Annotated in this window: 14 protein-coding genes, 1 tRNA gene and 1 pseudogene; all 16 read right to left on the bottom strand. The window is 66.8% G+C overall.

From position 1 onward, the window contains the following. The coding region (locus MKK49_RS08110; protein WP_244027613.1) for a GTP-binding protein at window positions 1-138 on the bottom strand (138 nt) is incomplete at its 3' end. 64 nt (window positions 139-202) lie between these two features. Next, a complete protein-coding gene (gene fusA / locus MKK49_RS08105; protein ID WP_244027611.1) occupies window positions 203-2,278 on the bottom strand; it encodes an elongation factor G in 2,076 nt (691 codons plus the stop codon). A 30-nt stretch (window positions 2,279-2,308) separates the two neighbouring features. Continuing rightward, on the bottom strand, window positions 2,309-2,779 hold the full coding sequence (gene rpsG / locus MKK49_RS08100; RefSeq protein ID WP_018044233.1) for a 30S ribosomal protein S7: 471 nt from the start codon (window positions 2,777-2,779) through the stop codon (window positions 2,309-2,311). Between the two features lie 135 nt (window positions 2,780-2,914). After that, complete coding sequence (gene rpsL, locus MKK49_RS08095; protein ID WP_018044234.1) at window positions 2,915-3,286, bottom strand: 30S ribosomal protein S12; 372 nt, start codon at window positions 3,284-3,286, stop codon at window positions 2,915-2,917. Between the two features lie 445 nt (window positions 3,287-3,731). After that, on the bottom strand, window positions 3,732-7,940 hold the full coding sequence (gene rpoC, locus MKK49_RS08090) for a DNA-directed RNA polymerase subunit beta' (RefSeq protein ID WP_244027609.1): 4,209 nt from the start codon (window positions 7,938-7,940) through the stop codon (window positions 3,732-3,734). 173 nt (window positions 7,941-8,113) lie between these two features. Continuing rightward, window positions 8,114-12,238 (bottom strand): DNA-directed RNA polymerase subunit beta, encoded by a 4,125-nt coding sequence (rpoB, locus tag MKK49_RS08085; protein ID WP_244027608.1) that lies wholly within the window; start codon window positions 12,236-12,238, stop codon window positions 8,114-8,116. 251 nt (window positions 12,239-12,489) lie between these two features. Continuing rightward, window positions 12,490-12,864 carry a 50S ribosomal protein L7/L12 gene (gene rplL / locus MKK49_RS08080; protein WP_244027607.1) on the bottom strand — a complete coding sequence of 125 codons (375 nt, stop codon included), beginning with the start codon at window positions 12,862-12,864 and terminating at the stop codon, window positions 12,490-12,492. A 58-nt stretch (window positions 12,865-12,922) separates the two neighbouring features. Further along, window positions 12,923-13,453, bottom strand: a complete 531-nt coding sequence (rplJ, locus tag MKK49_RS08075) for a 50S ribosomal protein L10 (protein ID WP_244027606.1) — start codon at window positions 13,451-13,453, stop codon at window positions 12,923-12,925. 539 nt (window positions 13,454-13,992) lie between these two features. Beyond that, window positions 13,993-15,618, bottom strand: a complete 1,626-nt coding sequence (locus tag MKK49_RS08070) for a B12-binding domain-containing radical SAM protein (RefSeq protein ID WP_244027605.1) — start codon at window positions 15,616-15,618, stop codon at window positions 13,993-13,995. Window positions 15,619-15,746: 128 nt separating this feature from the next. Next, window positions 15,747-17,084, bottom strand: coding sequence for a PLP-dependent aminotransferase family protein (locus tag MKK49_RS08065; RefSeq protein WP_244027604.1), 1,338 nt, complete (start codon window positions 17,082-17,084; stop codon window positions 15,747-15,749). 376 nt (window positions 17,085-17,460) lie between these two features. Continuing rightward, entirely contained in the window at window positions 17,461-18,159 is a 699-nt protein-coding gene (gene rplA, locus MKK49_RS08060; RefSeq protein ID WP_056092068.1) for a 50S ribosomal protein L1, read from the bottom strand. A 12-nt stretch (window positions 18,160-18,171) separates the two neighbouring features. Then, window positions 18,172-18,624, bottom strand: a complete 453-nt coding sequence (gene rplK, locus MKK49_RS08055; RefSeq protein WP_056092066.1) for a 50S ribosomal protein L11 — start codon at window positions 18,622-18,624, stop codon at window positions 18,172-18,174. A gap of 222 nt (window positions 18,625-18,846) precedes the next feature. Further along, the gene (gene nusG / locus MKK49_RS08050; protein WP_244027603.1) at window positions 18,847-19,380 is read right to left on the bottom strand and encodes a transcription termination/antitermination protein NusG; all 534 of its coding nucleotides are present in this window, start codon (window positions 19,378-19,380) and stop codon (window positions 18,847-18,849) included. Window positions 19,381-19,439: 59 nt separating this feature from the next. After that, window positions 19,440-19,745 carry a preprotein translocase subunit SecE gene (gene secE, locus MKK49_RS08045; protein ID WP_244027601.1) on the bottom strand — a complete coding sequence of 102 codons (306 nt, stop codon included), beginning with the start codon at window positions 19,743-19,745 and terminating at the stop codon, window positions 19,440-19,442. Between the two features lie 243 nt (window positions 19,746-19,988). Further along, a tRNA-Trp gene (locus tag MKK49_RS08040) sits at window positions 19,989-20,065 on the bottom strand. A gap of 314 nt (window positions 20,066-20,379) precedes the next feature. Beyond that, window positions 20,380-20,521: pseudogene (gene tuf, locus MKK49_RS08035) on the bottom strand (elongation factor Tu); the annotation flags it as partial.

The raw sequence follows: 20,521 nt of genomic DNA, 5'->3' as shown, positions 1-20,521 counted from the left end.
GGCCGTGAACGTCGCCCCGCCCGTCTCGGCCAGGACCTTCGTGATCGCCGCCGTCAGCGACGTCTTGCCGTGGTCCACGTGACCGATCGTGCCGATGTTGCAGTGCGGCTTCGTACGAGCGAATTTCTCTTTGGCCATCGTAGCCTCCGTCTATCTCAGTGTTTCAGGTGATGCTGCTGCGGTCCGGAAAAGGCGGGAAGCCTTAGGCGTACTTCGCGACGACCTTCTCGGCCTCGCCGCGCGGCACCTCTTCGTAATGGTCGAACTGCATCGTGAAGTTGGCGCGTCCCTGGGAGAAGGAGCGCAGCTGGTTCACGTAGCCGAACATGTTGGCGAGCGGCACCATCGCGTTGATGACGTTCGCGTTGCCGCGCATGTCCTGGCCCTGGATCTGGCCACGGCGGGAGTTCAGATCGCCGATCACCGAACCGGTATACTCTTCCGGCGAGACGACCTCGACCTTCATCACCGGCTCGAGCAGCACCGATCCACCCTTCTGGAGGGCCTCACGGAGGGCTGCGCGCGACGCGATCTCGAAGGCGAGGGCCGACGAATCGACGTCGTGGTAGGCGCCGTCGATGAGCTCGACCTTGATGTCCACCACGGGGAAGCCCGCGAGGATACCGGCGCCGAGCACCGAGTTAAGGCCCTTCTCGACGCCCGGGATGTACTCCTTGGGCACCGTGCCGCCGATGATCTTCGAGGAGAACTCGAAGCCCTTGCCGGGCTCGTTGGGCTCCACGACGAACTTCACCCGGGCGAACTGACCGGTACCGCCGGTCTGCTTCTTGTGGGTGTAGTCGATCTCGGTGCGCTTCGTGAGCTTCTCACGGTAGGCGACCTGCGGCTGGCCGATATTCGCGTCGACCATGTAGGTGCGGCGCAGAATGTCGACCTTGATGTCGAGGTGGAGCTCGCCCATCCCGCGAAGGATGGTCTGGCCCGACTCCTGGTCCGTCGAGACCCGGAACGAGGGGTCCTCGGCGGCGAGCTTGGCCAGCGCGATGCCGAGCTTCTCCTGATCGGCCTTCGACTTCGGCTCGACGGCGATCTCGATGACGGGCTCGGGGAACTCCATCTTCTCGAGGATCACGGCCTTCTGCGGATCGCACAGGGTGTCGCCCGTGCGGGTGTCCTTGAGGCCGGCGAGAGCCACGATGTCGCCCGTGAAGGCTTCCTTGACGTCCTCGCGGTTGTTGGCGTGCATGAGAAGCATGCGGCCGACACGCTCCTTCTTGTCGCGCGACGAGTTGATGACGTTGGCGCCGGACTCGGTCTTGCCCGAGTAGACCCGGCAGAACGTGATCGTGCCGACGTGCGGATCGTCCATGATCTTGAAGGCGAGCATGGAGAAGGGATCGCTGTCGGACGGGTGCCGGACGGTCTCTTCCTCGGTCTTGAAGTCGATGCCCTTGATCTCGCCGCGATCGGCGGGGGACGGCAGGTACTCGACCACGGCGTCGAGCAGGGGCTGCACGCCCTTGTTCTTGAAGGCCGAGCCGCACAGCACCGGGTGGAAGGCGCGACGCTGGACGGCGGTGCGCACGAGGCGGTGCATGGTCTCGGCATCCGGCTCGACACCGTCGAGGTAGGCCGCCATGGCATCGTCGTCCATCTCGACGCAGGCCTCGACGAGCTTGATGCGGTACTCCGCAGCCTGCTCGGCGAGATCGTCGGGGATCTCAGTCTCGGCGAACTCGGCGCCGAGCTTCTCCGAGGTCCAGACGATGGCCTTCATCTTGATCAGGTCGATGACGCCCTTGAAGGAGGTCTCGGCGCCGATCGGCAGCTGCAGGCACACCGGCTTGCCGGCGACGCGGTCGATGATGTCGGCGACGCACTTGAAGAAGTCGGCGCCGACCTTGTCCATCTTGTTGACGAACACGACGCGCGGCACGTCGTACTTGTCGGCCTGGCGCCAGACGGTCTCGGTCTGGGGCTCGACACCCTGGTTGCCGTCGAGCACGCACACGGCCCCGTCGAGCACGCGGAGCGAGCGCTCCACCTCGATGGTGAAATCCACGTGGCCGGGGGTGTCGATGATGTTCAGGCGCTTGTCGCGCCAGAAGCAGGTGGTCGCGGCGGAGGTGATCGTGATGCCACGCTCCTGCTCCTGCGTCATCCAGTCCATGGTCGCGGCGCCGTCATGGACTTCGCCGATCTTATGGGACTTGCCGGTGTAGTAGAGGATCCGCTCGGTGGTCGTGGTCTTGCCGGCATCGATGTGAGCCATGATGCCGAAGTTGCGGTAGTCCTCGATCGCGTGCGTGCGGGGCATCGGATTGCTCCTGAAAGGGTCCGGGTCCGCTTACCAGCGGTAGTGCGAGAAGGCGCGGTTGGCTTCCGCCATCCGGTGCGTGTCTTCCCGCTTCTTCACGGCATTGCCGCGGTTGTTCGCGGCGTCGAGGAGCTCGGCCGAGAGGCGCTCGACCATGGTGCGGTCGTTGCGGCCACGGGCGGCCTGGATGAGCCAACGGATGGCGAGCGCCTGGCGGCGCTCGGTGCGCACCTCGACGGGGACCTGGTAGGTCGCACCGCCGACGCGGCGGGAGCGGACCTCGATGGCCGGGGCCACGTTCTCGAGGGCGGCGCGGAACACCTCGATGGGGTTGGCGCGGGCGCGGTTCTCGACGATGTCGAACGCGCCGTAGACGATGCCTTCCGCGATGGACTTCTTGCCCTCGTACATGATCGAATTCATGAACTTGGTCAGGACGATATCGCCGTACTTGGCGTCCGGGATGATTTCGCGCTTCTCGGCAGAATGGCGGCGGGACATCGCTCGCTCCGTATAAATCTAGGATCTTGAAACCACCCCACGCAGGCCGCCTTGAGCCCCATCGGGGCCGGCGACATCCTTGCGGGGTGCGCGAAAATCTTGGCTCGTCCGAAGCTTTGACCCCGGACGCTGATCTTACTTCGGGCGCTTGGCGCCGTACTTGGAGCGACGCTGCTTACGACCCTTGACGCCCTGCGTGTCGAGCACGCCGCGCAGGATGTGGTAGCGAACGCCGGGAAGATCCTTCACGCGGCCGCCGCGGATCATCACCACGGAGTGCTCCTGAAGGTTGTGACCCTCGCCCGGGATGTAACCGATGACCTCGAAGCCATTGGTCAGACGAACCTTGGCGACCTTGCGGAGCGCGGAGTTCGGCTTCTTGGGGGTCGTCGTGTAGACGCGGGTGCAGACGCCACGCTTCTGCGGGCAGGCGTCGAGCGCCGGCACCTTGTTGCGGCTCTTCTGCGCCTTGCGCGGCTGAGCGATCAGCTGGTTGATCGTCGGCATGCCAATCCTCTCGAAACGCGTCGCCTGCGTCGGCGACCGTCGAAATCCAAATCTCGTTTGGCCCGCCCCGTCGCCGCACAAGCTGTGCGATGAAACGCAAAACCGCGCCCCAGGCTGATTTCAGCCTTTGGCGCGCCGTTGCAAGCAGAGGATCACCTGCACTGAAGCAAGCGATCATGCCGGGCTGACACGTGTTCGTCTGTTGAAGTCGGATGCGTTTAGGAAGCGTGGATCCGAGCGAGACGCTCGTGGATCAGATGCTGCCTACGGCCAGCCGTTCAATGAGGGCCTGATAGAGGTGGATTCGGACCCCGTCAACCCATTTCCCCTAGGGAACCGTGAATCGACCCGGGTTTCGGGGCCCGTTTCGTCCGTTCGCGTGGTCGCGCACGAAAAAGGGGCCGCCCATGGGCGGCCCCTCGTGGTCTCGCGCTGGTGCCCGGGCCTACTCGGCGGCGGGCGGCAGCCCGGCGAGGGGCTGCGCACCGCTCTCGGCGGCCTTCTGCTGGAGGATCATGGCGTCGCGACGCCGCGCCACGGCGCGGATGTCGGCGGCCATGGAGCCCGTGCCGGCGGGGATGAGCGAGCCGACGATGACGTTCTCCTTGAGACCCTCGAGGTAGTCGATCTTGCCGTTGACGGCCGCCTCCGTGAGGACGCGGGTGGTCTCCTGGAACGAGGCCGCCGAGATGAACGACTTCGTCTGCAGCGACGCCTTGGTGATGCCGAGCAGCACCGGAACGCCGACGACCGGCTTCTTGCCCTCGGCCAGCAGCTTCTCGTTGATGTCCGCGAGCTCGGTGCGATCGATCTGGTCACCCGTGAGGATGTCCGAATCGCCGCCGTCGGTGATCTCGACCTTCTGCAGCATCTGCCGGACGATGACCTCGATGTGCTTGTCGTTGATGGCCACGCCCTGGAGCCGGTAGACCTCCTGGATCTCGTTGACGAGGTAGGCGGCGAGCTCCTCCACGCCCTTGATCGCCAGGATGTCGTGCGGCGCCGGGTTGCCGTCGACGATGTAGTCGCCGAGCTCCACCACGTCCCCGTCCTGCAGGTGGATGTGCTTGCCCTTGGGGATGAGGTACTCGACCGCCTCCGAGCCGTCATGCGGGGTCAGCGTCAGGCGACGCTTGTTCTTGTAGTCGCGCCCGAACTGGATCGTGCCCGACTTCTCCGCGATGATCGCCGCGTCCTTGGGCCGACGGGCCTCGAACAGCTCCGCCACCCGCGGCAGACCGCCGGTGATGTCGCGGGTCTTGGCCGAGTCGGTGGAGACGCGGGCGAGGATGTCGCCGGCCTTCACCCGCCCGCCCGGATCGTAGCCGATGATGGCGTCGACGGGCAGGAAGTAGCGGGCATCCGAGCCGCGCGGCAGCTTCATCGGCTTGCCGTCGGCGTCGAGCACCAGCATCGCCGGCTTGAGGTCGGCGGTGCGGGCGGTGCCGCGCCAGTCGATGACCACGCGCTTGGCGATACCCGTGGACTCGTCGGTGGTCTCCGTGATGGACTGACCGTCGATGAGGTCCTCGTAGGCGACGATGCCGTCCGTCTCGGTGATGATCGGACGGGTGTAGGGGTCCCATTCGGCCACGCGCTGGCCGCGCTTGACCTTGTCGCCCTCGTCCACCCGCAGCTTGGCGCCGTATTGCAGGCGGTGCACCGCGCGCTCGGAGCCGTCCGAGCCGACGATGACGACGGCGACGTTGCGGCCCGTGGCGATGAGGTCGCCGTCCGTGTTCCGGGCGAGCGCCCGGTTGCGGATCTTGATGGTGCCCTCGAAGCTCGACTCGATGAACGACGAGTCGGCGATCTGCGCCGCGCCGCCGATGTGGAAGGTGCGCATGGTGAGCTGGGTGCCCGGCTCGCCGATGGACTGGGCCGCGATGACGCCGACGGCCTCGCCCATGTTGACGGGGGTGCCGCGGGCCAGATCTCGGCCGTAGCAGGTGGCGCAGACGCCGCTGCGGGTCTGGCACACCAGCACCGAGCGGATCTTCACCTCCTGGATGCCCGCCGCCTGGATGGCGGGCAGGTGCTTCTCCTCGATGGTCTCGTTGGTCTTGACGATGACCGTGCCGTCCTGGGCGACGAGGTCCTCGGCCGTGGCGCGGCCGAGGATGCGGATCGAGAGCGGGGCCACGACCTGGCCGGCATCGACGATGGCGCGCATGCGGATGCCCGAGGTCGAGCCGCAATCCACCTCGCGGATGACCGCGTCCTGGGCGACGTCGACGAGACGGCGGGTCAGGTAGCCGGAATTGGCGGTCTTCAGCGCGGTGTCAGCCAAGCCCTTACGGGCGCCGTGGGTCGAGTTGAAGTACTCGAGCACGTCGAGGCCTTCCTTGAAGTTCGAGATGATCGGCGTCTCGATGATCTCGCCCGAGGGCTTGGCCATCAGGCCGCGCATGGCGGCGAGCTGCTTCATCTGCGCCGGCGAACCGCGCGCTCCGGAGTGGCTCATCATGTAGATCGAGTTGATCTGCTTGTCGGCGCCGTTCTCGTCCTTCTGCACGGTCGAGATGCGCAGCATCATCTCGGCGGCGAGCTTGTCCGAGCACTTGGCCCAAGCGTCGACCACCTTGTTGTACTTCTCACCCTGGGTGATCAGGCCGTCGTTGTACTGCTGCTCGTAGTCCTTCACCAGCGCGCGGGTGTCGTCCACGATGGGCCACTTGTTGTCGGGCACCACCATGTCGTCCTTGCCGAACGAGATGCCGGCCTTGAACGCGTGGTTGAAGCCGAGCGCCATGATGCGATCACAGAAGATCACCGACTCCTTCTGACCGCAATGGCGGTAGACGGTGTCGATCATCGACGAGATCTCCTTCTTGGTCATCAGCTTGTTGACGACGTCGAAGGGGACGTTCTTGTGCAGCGGCAGGGCGCCGGACAGGATCACGCGGCCCGGGGTGGTGTCGTAGGTCTTGGTCAGGGGCTCGCCATCGGGACCGATGCCGTTCCACCGCCAGCGGATCTTCGAGTGCAGCTTGACGGTCTTGGCCGCGAGCGCGTGCTCGAGTTCGCCGACATTGCCGAAGACGCCCTGCATCGGGTTGGTCTTGCTCGTCGGATCGAACGCGCCGATGGCGCCCTCGGCCACGATGGAGAGGTAGTATAGGCCGAGCACGATGTCCTGCGACGGCACGATGATCGGCAGGCCGTTGGCGGGGTGCAGGATGTTGTTCGTCGACATCATCAGCACGCGCGCCTCCAGCTGAGCCTCGAGGCTCAGGGGGACGTGCACGGCCATCTGATCGCCGTCGAAGTCGGCGTTGAACGCGGCGCAGACCAGCGGGTGAAGCTGGATCGCCTTGCCCTCGATGAGCTTGGGCTCGAACGCCTGGATGCCGAGGCGGTGGAGCGTCGGCGCGCGGTTGAGCATCACGGGATGCTCGCGGATGACCTCATCGAGGATGTCCCAGACCTCGGGCTTCTCCTTCTCGACGAGTTTTTTGGCTTGTTTGACGGTGGCCGAGAATCCCTTGGCGTCGAGGCGCGCGTAGATGAAGGGCTTGAACAGCTCGAGCGCCATCTTCTTCGGCAGGCCGCACTGGTGCAGCTTCAGCTCCGGACCGACCACGATGACCGAACGGCCCGAGTAATCGACGCGCTTGCCGAGCAGGTTCTGGCGGAACCGGCCCTGCTTGCCCTTGAGCATGTCGGCCAGCGACTTCAGCGGACGCTTGTTGGCGCCCGTGATGACGCGGCCGCGGCGGCCGTTGTCGAACAGGGCGTCGACCGCCTCCTGAAGCATGCGCTTCTCGTTGCGGATGATGATGTCGGGCGCGCGCAGCTCGATCAGCCGCTTGAGGCGGTTGTTGCGGTTGATGACGCGGCGGTAGAGGTCGTTGAGATCGGACGTGGCGAAGCGGCCGCCGTCGAGGGGGACGAGGGGGCGCAGGTCCGGCGGGATCACCGGGACCACGGTGAGGATCATCCACTCGGGCTTGTTGCCCGACATCTGGAAGGCCTCGATGATCTTCAGGCGCTTGAGAAGCTTCTTCGGCTTCAGCTCGGAGGTGGTGGTGGCGATCTCCTCGCGCAGCGAATCGGCGATGCCGTCCAGGTCGAGCTCCTGGAGAATCCGCCGGATGGCCTCGGCGCCGATCATGGCGGTGAACGAGTCCTCGCCGTACTCCTCCTGGGCGCGCAGGTACTCCTCCTCCGACAGGAGCTGACGCTCCTTGAGGGGGGTGAGGCCCGGCTCGATGGTGACGTAGGACTCGAAGTACAGGATCCGCTCGAGGTCCTTGAGGGCCATGTCGAGCAGGAGGCCGATGCGGCTCGGCAGCGACTTCAGGAACCAGATGTGGGCGACGGGGGCGGCGAGCTCGATGTGGCCCATGCGGTCGCGCCGCACACGCGCGAGGGTGACCTCGACGCCGCACTTCTCACAGATGACGCCCTTGTACTTCATGCGCTTGTACTTGCCGCACAGGCACTCGTAGTCCTTGATCGGCCCGAAGATGCGGGCGCAGAACAGGCCGTCGCGCTCGGGCTTGAACGTGCGGTAGTTAATCGTCTCGGGCTTCTTGATCTCGCCGAAAGACCACGAGAGGATCTTCTCCGGCGACGAGATCGAGATCTTGATCTGGTCGAAGCTCTGGGGCTGAGCCTGCTGGTTGAAAAGATTCATGACCTCTTGGTTCATGGATCGACTCCTGCTGACGGGGCGCACCCTCCGCCGAGGGGCTACCGCGTGCTGAAAACTGGTCGGCGCCGCGACTGCCTCAGTCGCCGCTGGCCGTCATCATCCGGGAGGCGCTTCCCCTCCCCGCTCGAACCGCGCCGGCACGATGCCGGCGCGGGAGCGTGGTGCGGTGGTTACTCGGCCGCCTCGGCGGGCGGCTCGATCTGGTCGTTGGCGGTCTTCTTCGAGGAGGTGAGCTCGACGTTGAGGCCGAGCGAGCGCATCTCCTTGACGAGCACGTTGAACGATTCGGGGATGCCCGCCTCGAAGGTGTCGTCGCCACGCACGATGGCCTCGTACACCTTGGTGCGGCCGGCGACGTCGTCCGACTTCACCGTGAGCATCTCCTGCAGGGTGTAGGCGGCGCCGTAGGCCTCGAGGGCCCAGACCTCCATCTCGCCGAAGCGCTGACCGCCGAACTGCGCCTTTCCGCCCAGCGGCTGCTGGGTGACGAGGGAGTACGGGCCGATCGACCGGGCGTGGATCTTGTCGTCCACGAGGTGGTGCAGCTTCAGCATGTAGATGTAGCCCATCGTCACCTTGCGGTCGAAGGGCTCGCCCGTGCGGCCGTCATAGAGGGTCGACTGGGCCGACCGGTCGAGACCGGCCAGTTCCAGCATCTGCTCGATGTCGGCTTCCTTGGCGCCGTTGAACACCGGGGTCGCCATCGGCACGCCGCGGCGCACGTTGTTGGCCGCCTCCGCCATGTCGTCGTCCGACAGGCCTTCGAGCTCCGACGGCGAGTAGATCGCCTCCATCTCCGCCTTGAGGGGGGCGATGTCGTTGCTGCGCAGGTAGGCATCCACCGCGAGCCCGACCTTGCGGCCGAGACCGGCCGCGGCCCAGCCCAGATGGGTCTCCAGGATCTGGCCGACGTTCATGCGCGAGGGCACGCCGAGCGGGTTGAGCACGATGTCGGCATGGGTGCCGTCCTCGAGGAACGGCATGTCCTCGATGGGCACGATGCGCGACACGACGCCCTTGTTGCCGTGGCGGCCGGCCATCTTGTCGCCCGGCTGGATCTTGCGCTTCACCGCGACGAAGACCTTGACCATCTTCATCACGCCGGGGGGCAGCTCGTCGCCGCGCTGCAGCTTCTCGACCTTGTCGAGGAAGCGCTGCTCGAGGCGCTTCTTCGACTCGTCGTACTGCTTCTGCATCGCTTCCATCTCGGTCATGAGACGGTCGTCGATGACGGCGAACTGCCACCACTGGGAACGCGGGTACTCGGAGAGACCCTCGCGGTTGAGCACCGTCTCCTTCTTGAACCCCTTCGGACCGGCGATGGGCGCCTGACCGATGAGGACGGTGGCGAGACGCGCGTAGGTGTTGCGATCCAGGATCGCCTGCTCGTCGTCGCGATCCTTGGCGAGGCGCTCGATCTCCTCGCGCTCGATGGCCTGGGCGCGCTCGTCCTTGTCGACGCCGTGGCGGTTGAACACGCGCACTTCCACGATGGTCCCGGTGACCCCGGGCGGGACCCGGAGCGAGGTGTCGCGCACGTCGGAGGCCTTCTCGCCGAAGATGGCGCGCAGGAGCTTCTCCTCCGGCGTCATCGGGCTCTCGCCCTTCGGGGTGATCTTGCCGCACAGGATGTCGCCGGCATGCACCTCGGCACCGATATAGACGATGCCGGCCTCGTCGAGGTTCTTCAGGGCCTCTTCGGAGACGTTGGGGATGTCGCGGGTGATCTCTTCCGGACCGAGCTTGGTGTCCCGGGCCATCACCTCGAACTCCTCGATATGGATCGAGGTGAACACGTCGTCCTTGACGATCCGCTCGGAGAGCAGGATAGAGTCCTCGAAGTTGTAGCCGTTCCACGGCATGAACGCGACGAGCACGTTCCGGCCGAGCGCCAGCTCGCCGAACTCCGTCGACGGACCGTCGGCGATGATCTCGCCCTTCTTCACGGACTCGCCGACGCGCACCAGGGGCTTCTGCGTGATGCAGGTCGACTGGTTGGAGCGCTGGAACTTCTGCAGGCGGTAGATGTCGACGCCGGGCTTGTTGGCGTCGGCCTCTTCCGTGGCGCGGATGACGATACGGGTGGCGTCCACCTGATCGACGATGCCCGTGCGGCGCGCCGCGATGGCGGCACCGGAATCGCGGGCGACCACGGCCTCCATGCCGGTGCCGACGAAGGGCGCGTCGGCGCGGACCAGCGGCACCGCCTGGCGCTGCATGTTCGAGCCCATGAGGGCGCGGTTCGCGTCGTCGTTCTCGAGGAACGGGATGAGCGCGGCGGCCACCGACACGAGCTGCTTCGGCGACACGTCCATGAGGTCGACGCGGTCCGGCGGCACGACGATGACGTCGCCGGCGCGGCGGCAGACCACGAGGTCCTCCGTCAGCTTGAAAGCCTCGTCCATCTGGGCGTTGGCCTGGGCGACGTAGTACTTCGCCTCCTCCATGGCCGAGAGGTAGGCGACGTCGGTGGTGACGACGCCGTCCTTCACCTTGCGGAAGGGGGTCTCGATGAAGCCGTACTTGTTCACGCGGGCGAAGGTCGCCAGCGAGTTGATGAGGCCGATGTTCGGGCCTTCCGGGGTCTCGATGGGGCAGATGCGGCCGTAATGGGTCGGGTGCACGTCGCGCACCTCGAAGCCGGCGCGCTCGCGGGTCAGACCGCCCGGGCCGAGCGCCGAGAGGCGGCGCTTGTGGGTGACCTCCGAGAGCGGGTTGGTCTGATCCATGAACTGCGACAGCTGCGACGAGCCGAAGAACTCGCGCACGGCTGCGGCGGCCGGCTTCGCGTTGATGAGGTCCTGCGGCATCACCGTGTCGATGTCGACGGAGGACATCCGCTCCTTGATGGCGCGCTCCATGCGGAGCAGGCCGAGGCGGTACTGGTTCTCCATGAGCTCGCCGACCGAGCGCACGCGGCGGTTGCCGAGGTGATCGATGTCGTCGATCTCGCCCTTTCCGTCGCGGAGATCCACGAGGGCCTTCACCACGGCGAGCATGTCCTCGCGGCGCAGGGTCCGCACGGTGTCCTCGGCGTCGAGGTCGAGGCGCATGTTCATCTTCACGCGGCCGACGGCCGAGAGGTCGTAGCGCTCCGAATCGAAGAACAGCGAGTGGAACATCGCCTCGGCGGTGTCGAGGGTCGGCGGCTCGCCGGGGCGCATGACCCGGTAGATGTCGAACAGCGCACCCTCGCGGGCGGAGTTCTTGTCCACCGCGAGCGTGTTGCGGATGTAGGGACCGACGTTGATGTGGTCGATGTCGAGCACGGGCAGCTCGGTGATGCCGACCTCTTCCAGGCTCTTCAGGAGCTTGTCGGAGATCTCGTCGCCGGCCTCGGCCCAGATCTCGCCGGTCTTGGCGTTGACCAGGTCCTCGGCGATGTACTGGCCGATGAGGTCCTCGTCGGTCGCCTTGAGGAAGTTCACGCCGCGCTCGGCGATCTGCCGGGCGTTGCGGGCGTTGAGCTTCTTGCCGGCCTCGAGCACGACCTCGCCGGACTCCGCGTCGATGAGGTCGACGGAGGCCTTGAAGCCCTTCAGGCGATCGGCGTCGTAGGGCACGCGCCACTCGGCGCCGTCGCGGTCGTACAGGACGCGGTTGTAGAACGTCGACAGGATCTCCTCGCCGTCGAGCCCGAGGGCGAACAGCAGGGAGGTCACCGGCAGCTTGCGCTTGCGGTCGATGCGGACGTGGACGATGTCCTTGGCGTCGAACTCGACGTCGAGCCAGGAGCCGCGATACGGGATGATGCGCGCCGCGAACAGCAGCTTGCCCGACGAGTGGGTCTTGCCCTTGTCGTGGTCGAAGAACACGCCCGGGCTACGGTGCATCTGCGAGACGATGACGCGCTCGGTGCCGTTGACGATGAAGGTGCCGTTCTCCGTCATCAGGGGCATGTCGCCCATGTAGACGTCCTGCTCCTTGATGTCCTTGACCGACTTGGCGCCGGTGTCGGGATCGACGTCGAACACGATGAGGCGCAGCGTCACCTTCAGCGGTGCCGCGTAGGTGATGCCGCGCTGACGGCACTCGTCGACGTCGTATTTCGGCTGCTCGAACGTGTACTTCACGAATTCGAGGAGCGCGGTGGCCGAGAAGTCGGAGATCGGGAAGACCGACTTGAACACGGTCTGCAGGCCTTCGTCGCCCCGCCCGCCTTCCGGCTCGTCCATCATCAGGAACTGGTCGTAGGATGCCTTCTGAACCTCGATGAGGTTCGGCATCTCGGCGACTTCCTTGATCTTGCCGAAGAATTTGCGAATGCGCTTGCGACCGACCAGCGTGTTGGCCATGGGTGACCTCGCTCCTACGTCCCGCGTACCGGATGCCCGGGGAAGGCTCGTGCCTCCCGCGACCAGGCGATGGACGCGCCCCGCCGGACGCCGCCCTCCCGAACTGAAAATCTGGTGGCCCGTCGCCGGGCCGGTCGTGTCGCCGGAAGCGACCTTAGCCCGCGGGCGCGAACCCGCGGGCCTTCGGTGCCGTCAGGTCCCGAGGGACCCGACGGAAGGTGAGTGGGCCTGGAACGGCCCACCGAAGGGTCTTACTTGAGCTCGACCTTGGCGCCAGCCTTCTCGAGCTGGGCCTTGAGCTTCTCGGCCTCTTCCTTGTTGACGGACTCCTTGACGGCCTTCGGAGCGCCCTCGACGAGGTCCTTGGCTTCCTTGAGGCCGAGGCCGGTGATCGCGCGGACCTCCTTGATGACCTCGATCTTCTTGTCGCCGGCGGCGGTGAGCATGACCGTGAACTCGGTCTGCTCCTCGACGGCGGCGGCCGGGCCGGCGGCGGGGCCGGCGGAGACGGCGACGGCGGCGGCGGCGGAGACGCCCCACTTCTCTTCGAGGAGCTTGGCGAGGTCGGCGGCCTCGAGAACGGTCAGCGAGGACAGGTCGTCGACGAGCTTGGCGAGATCAGCCATGGGTGATTTCCTTCAGATATCGGTTTGAACGGATGGGATGAAAAGGACGATGCGACCTTCAGGCCGCTTCGTCCTGAGCCTCGTCCTTCGTGGCATAGGCCCCGAACACGCGGGCGAGCTTGGCCGCCGGTGCGTTGACGACCTGGGCGATCTTGGTCGCGGGAGCCTGGATGAGGCCCACGATCTTGGCGCGCAGTTCGTCGAGGGACGGGAGCGAGGCCAGAGCCTTCACGCCGTCCGGGTTCAGGGCTGTCGTGCCCATGGCGCCGCCGAGGATCACGAGCTTGTCGTTGGCCTTGGCGAAGTCCACCGCAACCTTGGCGGCCGCGACCGGATCGCTCGAATAGGCGAGCAGGGTCGGGCCCTTCAGGAGGGGCTTGATGGAGGCGACGTCCGTGCCATCGAGAGCGATGTTGGCGAGGCGGTTCTTGGTGACCTTCACGGTGGCACCGGCCAGCTTCATCTGCGCGCGCAGCTTCTGCATGTCGGCGACCGTGAGGCCCTTGTAGTGGGCCACGACGACGACGGACGTGTTCGCGAACACGCCGTTGAGCGTCGAGACGAGATCAGCTTTGGCTGTCCTGTCCACTGGGGCTCTCTCCGGTTGGCGGAACCCGAGGATGGGTCCGCCGGTTGCACATGCCGCCCGGGACGGTACTCGGCCACGAAAAGCCGGAACGTCCTGGACGACGCTTCACGGCCCTGTCCCCTGCGATCCCCCGGATGGGTGGACGACACGGGTGAGATGGTTCAAACCGATGCCCCGTCCCGTCCGCTTGAGCGTCCGGAGCAGGGACTTGAATTTCGGTCTTCCCCGTCTGTGCAGGCTGGGAAATTAAGCCGGGGACCCGGCGCCTGCAGTCTCGGACAGGACATGGCCGGACGAAGCCTGAGTGGGTGTTGGCCCCCTCAAAGCCTTCCGGCCATCACCACCTGGTTGCCCAGGCGATCTCTCAAGTCGAAACCGACCGATCGGTCGATTCCTTTCTCGTTATGAAAACGTTGAGCGCGGTCTATAGAACCTTGCAAGCGGCCTGCCAAGGCCTCCCGCATGACTATTCCGTCGCAGGCGTCGATTTTCCTTGACGGGGTTTTGGCCCCGCCCGCGCGGCGGGAGGGGCGGAACCGCTACGTCGGAAGGAACTTGCGCGCGGCCTGCCACCACGGGGCGCGCTCCTGCTTCGCCTGGTCGGCCTTCGCCGCGTAGAACGAGGCGTTGTGCTCGCCGCGCAGGGCCTCGCGGGTGAAGCGGATGAGGTGGTGGGCGACGAAACCCATGTTGAACACCGCCTCGATCTGCCCGCGCTTGAGCGCATGGCCGGCCGCACGCCAGAACACGCCGCGATAATCCGACAGCACGCCGACCCGGAGGGCGATGTTGAAGCCGAGGATGAGGCCGCGGCGCAGGTTGGTCCGGGTCAGCTTGCCCTTCAGCGGGGTCTTGATCCGGTGCGGGTAGGTCCGCTCGACCTGATACTTGAAGCGCGCGAACAGGTTCTCCGGCTCGTACGCGTGGGCGATGGCCCGGCGCCAGCTCGCCACCACGTCGTCGTGGGGACGCTTGAACATGACGTTGGATTCGAGCGAGGCGTCGTGCAGGAGGCGGCCCTCGCGGGTCAGGCGGTCCCAGAGCGGCGTCTTGGGCAGGGCCTGGAGCAGGTTCATGGTCAGCACCGGCACCGCCGACTTGTCGACGAAGTCGATGAGCTTCTGCTCCGAGCCGTCGGTCTCGGTGTCGAGGCCGAGGATGATGCCCGAGGTGACCTCCAGGCCGAAGCTGTTGAGGGTCTCGATGGCCTCGTACATGGGCACGGCGGCGTTGTGCTTCTTGTCGATGCCGGCGAGCGCCTCCTCCTCCGGCGTCTCGATGCCGACGAAGACGGTCATGAAGTTGGCCTGGCGCATGAGCTCGAGGATGTCGGGCTGCTTGGCCATGTTCAGCGTCGCCTCGCAGGCGAACTGAAGCGGGTAGTGGTTCTTCTTCTGCCACGCCACGAGGTGGGGCAACATGTCCTTCGTCGCCTTGCGGTTGCCGATGAAGTTGTCGTCGACGAAGTACACCACCGCCGGGTGCCCGGGCTGGGAGATGATCGCGTCGAGCTCGCCGAGCATCTGCTCCGGGCTCTTCAGGCGCGGCTGGCGGCCGTAGAGCTGCGGGATGTCGCAGAACTCGCAGCGATACGGGCAGCCCGACGAGAATTGCAGGGAGCCGATGAGGTAGCGCTTGAGCGGGGCGGCCTCGTAGGCGGGGGCCGGGAAGTCGGAGAGCGGCAGGCGCTCCTTCGTCTCGAGGCGCACCTGCGCGGCCGGGATCGACACGTCGCGGTCGAGGATCGCCACCAGCTCGTCGGTGGCGTCGCCGATCTCGCCGATATGGAGGTAGTCGAACTCGGGGTACTGCTCGGGCGAGCCCGACACCGAGGGGCCGCCGAGCGCCGTGACCTTACCGGCGGCGTGCGCCCGCGCGTAGATGTCCCGGATCTGCGGCGCCTGGATGTGCATGCCCGACACGAACACCGCGTCGGCCCAGGCGAAGTCGTCCGGCCCGGCCCGTTTGATGTTCTCGTCGACGAACCGGTACTCCCAGCTCTCGGGCATGTAGGCCGCGATGAGCAGCAGCCCCTGGGGCGGCATGAACGCCTTGACGCCGCCCATCAACGGATAGGCGTGCGCGAACGTCCCGAAGGACGGCGTGTAGGCGGGGAAGACGCACAGGATGCGTCGCTTGGAGGAGACGGAGAGGGTGCATCGCATGGGTGCGTATCTAGCACAGCCCCGCGCGAAGGCGTCCCCCCGAGGTGCGATTTCTCACGGCTCCCGTCGTATCCCGTGCCTGGGCCGCCGATTGCCTCACGGTCCTTTGAACGGCGGGCGTCGGGGACTCACTCGACGGGGCGGTCGTCACCGCCCAGCGCCAACTGGCGCAAGGTCCGCAGCGCAGCGGCGAGGGCGTCCAGCGGGGGCGACGCGAGAGCGAGGCGCACGGCGTTGGGCGCATGGCCGGGATGGACGGCGAAGGCGCTGGCGGGCGTGACGGCGATCCCGCGCCGGGCGGCGGCCGCGACGAACGTCTCGGCCCGCCACGCTTCGGGCAGGGCCAGCCAGAGGTGATACGCCCCCGCATCGCCGCGCAGATCGAGGGCATCGAGGATTTCGCGGGCGAGCGCCTGCCGCGTTCGGGCGTCCGCTCGCTTTAGGAGCCCCATCCTGGCCGCCTCCCCCGACTCCATGAGGTGAAGCCCGACGGCAAAAGGCAGGCCGGTGGCACCCCACCCACCCGAACGCACGCACAGGGCGACCCGGTCCAAAAGGGCCGGCGGCGTGGCGATCAACCCGAGGGTGAGGCCGGGCGCCACCCGCTTCGACAGGCTGTCGACATGGATGACACGGTCGGGCGCCAGGGCGGCCAGGGGCGTCGCATCGCTGAGAAAGCCGTAGATCGCGTCCTCGACGGCCAGGAGCCCGAGGCGGTCCAGGCTTTCCGCGATGGCCGCCCGGCGCTCGGGTCCCATGGTGATCCCGAGGGGGTTGTGGAGCGCCGGCTGAAGATAGAGGCCGCGCAGGGGCGCGATCCGATGCGCCTGGGCGACGGCCTCGGGACACAGGCCCTCCCCGTCCATACCCAAGGGTACCAGGGTGATGCCGAGGCGCGCCGCAATGCCCTTCACCACCGGATAGGTGATCGCTTCGACCCCGACGCGCTCGCCCGGCGGGGCGAGGGCCGCGAGGGCGGCCGCGACGGCCTGGCGCCCGTTGCCGGTGAACAGCATGATGTCAGGGTCTGGAGCCCAGCCCGACCGGGCGAGGAAGCGCGCGGCGATGGCGCGGGCCTCGGCATCGCCCGCCGCGGCGACGGGGGCAGCGAGACCGGTTATCCGATCCGGTCGGAGCAATTCTCCGATTGTCCGCGCCAAGGTCTCTGCCTGATCCGGCAGGACGGAGTAGATCCGCTCGAGATCGACGGCCGTCGCGGGCGGCTCGGCGAAGGCGAGACGCTGTGCCCCGTCGAGGGACCGGACGTAGGTGCCGCGACCGATCTCGCCGGTGACGAGACCGCGCCGGACGAGTTCGGCGTAGACCCGGCTCGCCGTGGAGACGGCGATACCATGGGCGTACGCGAAGGTGCGTTGCGGCGGTAAACGCTTCCCCGGCGGCAGCCGCCCGGTGGCGATGTCCTCGGCGAGGTGGTCGGCCAGGGCGCGAAAGTCGCTCACGGACAAAAATGCTCCGAGATCAATGTTTAGATTGATCCGAGTTATGGTCGGATCAATATCGCGCGGCAAGCCTTTTCGGAGGCGGCCGCGTTGGAGCCTGTCGTCATGTCATCGCCTTCCCTCACCGCATCCCCATGCCCGGTTGCCCGCGCGGATCGGAGCCATGACGGGATCGTTGGGCTTTGCCGTGTCTGGTTCGGCCGCTGGCGTCACCGCCGCTCGCTCGCCGATCTGCACCCCGAGCAGATGCGGGAGGTCGGTCTGAATCCGGCGGATGTCCGGCGCGAGACCAGCCGACCATTCTGGCGGGCATGAGGCCCCAAACGAAAACGCCCGGCCGTGAGGCCGGGCGCTTCCAAAGCGGTGTGGGATCGTGCAGGCGTCAGGCCGGCAGGACCGTCGAGGGCTCGACCTTGACGCCCGGACCCATGGAAGAGGTCACGGCGACGCGCTGGACGTACTGGCCCTTGGCGCCGGCGGGCTTGGCCTTGGAGACCGCATCGGCGAACGCCTTGATGTTCTCGACGAGCTTGTCGGCGTCGAACGAGACCTTGCCGATGCCGGCATGCACGATGCCGGCCTTCTCGACGCGGAACTCGACCGAACCGCCCTTGGCGCCGGCGACCGCGGACTTCACGTCCATGGTGACGGTGCCGACCTTCGGGTTCGGCATCAGGCCGCGCGGGCCCAGCACCTTGCCGAGACGGCCGACGAGCGGCATCAGGTCCGGGGTGGCGATGCAGCGATCGAACTCGATCTTGCCGCCCTGGACGATCTCGAGGAGGTCCTCGGCGCCGACGATGTCGGCCCCGGCTTCCCGGGCCTCGTCGGCCTTGGCGCCGCGGGCGAACACCGCCACCCGCACGGTCCGGCCGGAGCCGTTGGGCAGGTTGCAGACGCCGCGGACCATCTGGTCGGCGTGGCGCGGGTCGACGCCGAGGTTCATGGAGACCTCGACGGTCTCGTCGAACTTGGCGCTGGCCTTCTCCTTAACGAGCTGGATCGCCTCGTCGATGGTGTAGAGCTTGAGCGCGTCGATGCCCTCGCGGGCGGCGCGGATGCGCTTGCCTTCGTGTGCCATGGTGCCCTCCCCTTAAGCGACGATGTCGAGACCCATGGCCCGCGCGGAGCCACGGATCATCGCGACGGCGGCATCCACCGAATCGCAGTTCAGGTCGGGCATCTTGCGCTCGGCGATCTCGCGCAGCTGTGCCTCGGTGACCTTGCCGACGTTCGAGCCGGGCTTGCCCGGGGTCTTGGAGCCGGAAGCCGGCTTCTTGCCGATCTTCAGGCCGGCGGCCTTCTTCAGGAAAAAGGTCACCGGGGGCTGCTTCATCTCGAAGGTGAAGGAGCGATCCTGATAGGCCGTGATCACGACCGGGATCGGGGTGCCCTTCTCGATCTGGGAGGTCTTCGCGTTGAAGGCCTTGCAGAATTCCATGATGTTGAGGCCGCGCTGACCGAGCGCGGGGCCGATGGGCGGCGACGGGTTCGCGGCGCCGGCCGGAACCTGAAGCTTCACGTAGCCCGTGATCTTCTTTGCCATAGGGACTGCTCCCAAAGAATGCCCGGCACCCGGCTGGCCTCAGCGCGGATGGAGCGGGCGGTTGCAGGTCGCGGTGCGGTCCGTGGACCCCGGCGGCGAACCGGGCGGACCTTCCGCGCGTGACACCGTCCGGGGGACGGTGGTTTCACGCTCGGCACGAAGCCGAACGGAAAGACGGCGGACGAATCAGGAATGACCCGTCCGCGAAAACCCGAAGCTAATCTAAAGCTTCTCGACCTGGGCGTATTCGAGTTCCACCGGGGTGGCGCGCCCGAAGATCGACACGGCGACCTTGAGGCGCGAGCGGCCCTCGTCGATCTCCTCGACAGTGCCGTTGAACGACGCGAACGGGCCGTCGGAGACGCGGACCGTCTCGCCGATCTCGAACGAGACCGAGGGCTTGGGCCGGTCGACGCCCTCGGCGACCTGACCCTTGATGCGCTCGGCTTCCGAATCCGGGATCGGCACGGGCTTCGACTTGTCGGCGCCGAGGAATCCGGTGACCTTGGGGGTGTTCTTGATGAGGTGGTAGACCTCGTCGGTCAGGTCGCACTTCACCAGGACGTAGCCGGGGAAGAACTTGCGCTCGGCATCGACCTTGCGGCCGCGACGGACCTCGACGACCTTCTCGGTCGGGACCATGACCTCGTCGAACAGCTCCATCAGGCCACGCTGGGCCGCCTGATCCTTGATGGACTGCGCGACCTTGTTCTCGAAATTCGAGTAGGCGTGGACGATGTACCAGCGCTTCGACACGTTCTCACCAAATCCTGACGTCAGTCGGCCGGTCGCGAAAGCGCGCCCGGACCGATAGGTTAGTTGGTCCCGACCCCGAGGATCAGGGTCACGAGGTAGCGCATGGCCTGATCGACCACGGTGAAGAACAGGCTCGCGGCGATCACCATGATGAACACCATCACGGTGGTGACCACGGTCTCCTTGCGGGTCGGCCACGTGACCTTGCGGCCCTCGTCGCGGACCTGGCCCAGGAACTCCACGGGGCCGACGCGCTTGGGCGCGGGCCGCGCGGGGGGCGTCGCCCGGGCCGGGGCCGGCGTGGTGGGGCCGCGCTGCGGGGTGCGCGCGAGGTCCACTTTCTTCGATACGTCGTTCGATGCCATGGCGCCAACAAACAGGGAGAACGGTCCGGAAATCGGGAAAGCGCGACGCAGCGGCTCGAACTCGAACCCGCCCCGACAGCCTTCATCGATCTCGGAAGGCGACCGCTCTAGCGCAAGTCCCGGGGCTTGTCGATCCCAGGACATCGCACGGATCGGGCTTCGCGAGATCGGGTCGATCTCCGGTCTGAGAGAGATTCGGAGGAGAGGACCTGTACGGCGCGGCCGAGATGGCGGGAACCAAAATGGCAGGAGTGGAGGGACTCGAACCCGCAACCTCCGGTTTTGGAGACCGGCGCTCTGACCAGTTGAGCTACACTCCTAGGCGCAGCGCTCCTTGCCCGATCCTCGGGCCCCGCGCAAGGGGGGGCGGGGCTGGCTCCGGCAAAAAGCCGGCTTCCGATGATGCGGGGTCGGTCCCGGCCGTCGAGGCGCCCGGGATACGCGGGGGGCCGGACGCGAACCGGCGCGGCCAGGACGCCGCGGGGGAGATCTCGGGCCGCCACGGAGGCTCGGGAAACGACGGAGGCTCGGGAAACGAAGAAGGCCCGCGATCCGCCGAGACGGACCACGGGCCTTCGGAGACGTCCGGCGCGGGCAGGCCCGCGCCGGATTTGCAGGCTTGCGCGTTGCAGCCTTACTCGTTGATGGCGGCGACGACGCCGGCGCCGACGGTGCGTCCGCCTTCACGGATGGCGAAGCGGAGCTTCTCTTCCATGGCGACGGGGACGATGAGGGTGACGTCCATGGTGACGCTGTCGCCGGGCATGACCATCTCG

The organism is Methylobacterium sp. J-090 (assembly GCF_022829345.1).
Classification (GTDB): domain Bacteria; phylum Pseudomonadota; class Alphaproteobacteria; order Rhizobiales; family Beijerinckiaceae; genus Methylobacterium.
Note: the sequence above shows the minus strand (reverse complement) of the source record. Positions and strands in the feature narration are given on the sequence as shown.

What these genes read in the sequence shown, in the direction of transcription:
- fusA (WP_244027611.1), bottom strand. Translation starts at nt 2,278, where the DNA reads ATGCCCCGCACGCACGCGATCGAGGACTACCGCAACTTCGGCATCATG.
- rpsG (WP_018044233.1), bottom strand. Translation starts at nt 2,779, where the DNA reads ATGTCCCGCCGCCATTCTGCCGAGAAGCGCGAAATCATCCCGGACGCC.
- rpsL (WP_018044234.1), bottom strand. Translation starts at nt 3,286, where the DNA reads ATGCCGACGATCAACCAGCTGATCGCTCAGCCGCGCAAGGCGCAGAAG.
- rpoC (WP_244027609.1), bottom strand. Translation starts at nt 7,940, where the DNA reads ATGAACCAAGAGGTCATGAATCTTTTCAACCAGCAGGCTCAGCCCCAG.
- rpoB (WP_244027608.1), bottom strand. Translation starts at nt 12,238, where the DNA reads ATGGCCAACACGCTGGTCGGTCGCAAGCGCATTCGCAAATTCTTCGGC.
- rplL (WP_244027607.1), bottom strand. Translation starts at nt 12,864, where the DNA reads ATGGCTGATCTCGCCAAGCTCGTCGACGACCTGTCCTCGCTGACCGTT.
- MKK49_RS08070 (WP_244027605.1), bottom strand. Translation starts at nt 15,618, where the DNA reads ATGCGATGCACCCTCTCCGTCTCCTCCAAGCGACGCATCCTGTGCGTC.
- rplA (WP_056092068.1), bottom strand. Translation starts at nt 18,159, where the DNA reads ATGGCACACGAAGGCAAGCGCATCCGCGCCGCCCGCGAGGGCATCGAC.
- rplK (WP_056092066.1), bottom strand. Translation starts at nt 18,624, where the DNA reads ATGGCAAAGAAGATCACGGGCTACGTGAAGCTTCAGGTTCCGGCCGGC.
- secE (WP_244027601.1), bottom strand. Translation starts at nt 19,745, where the DNA reads ATGGCATCGAACGACGTATCGAAGAAAGTGGACCTCGCGCGCACCCCG.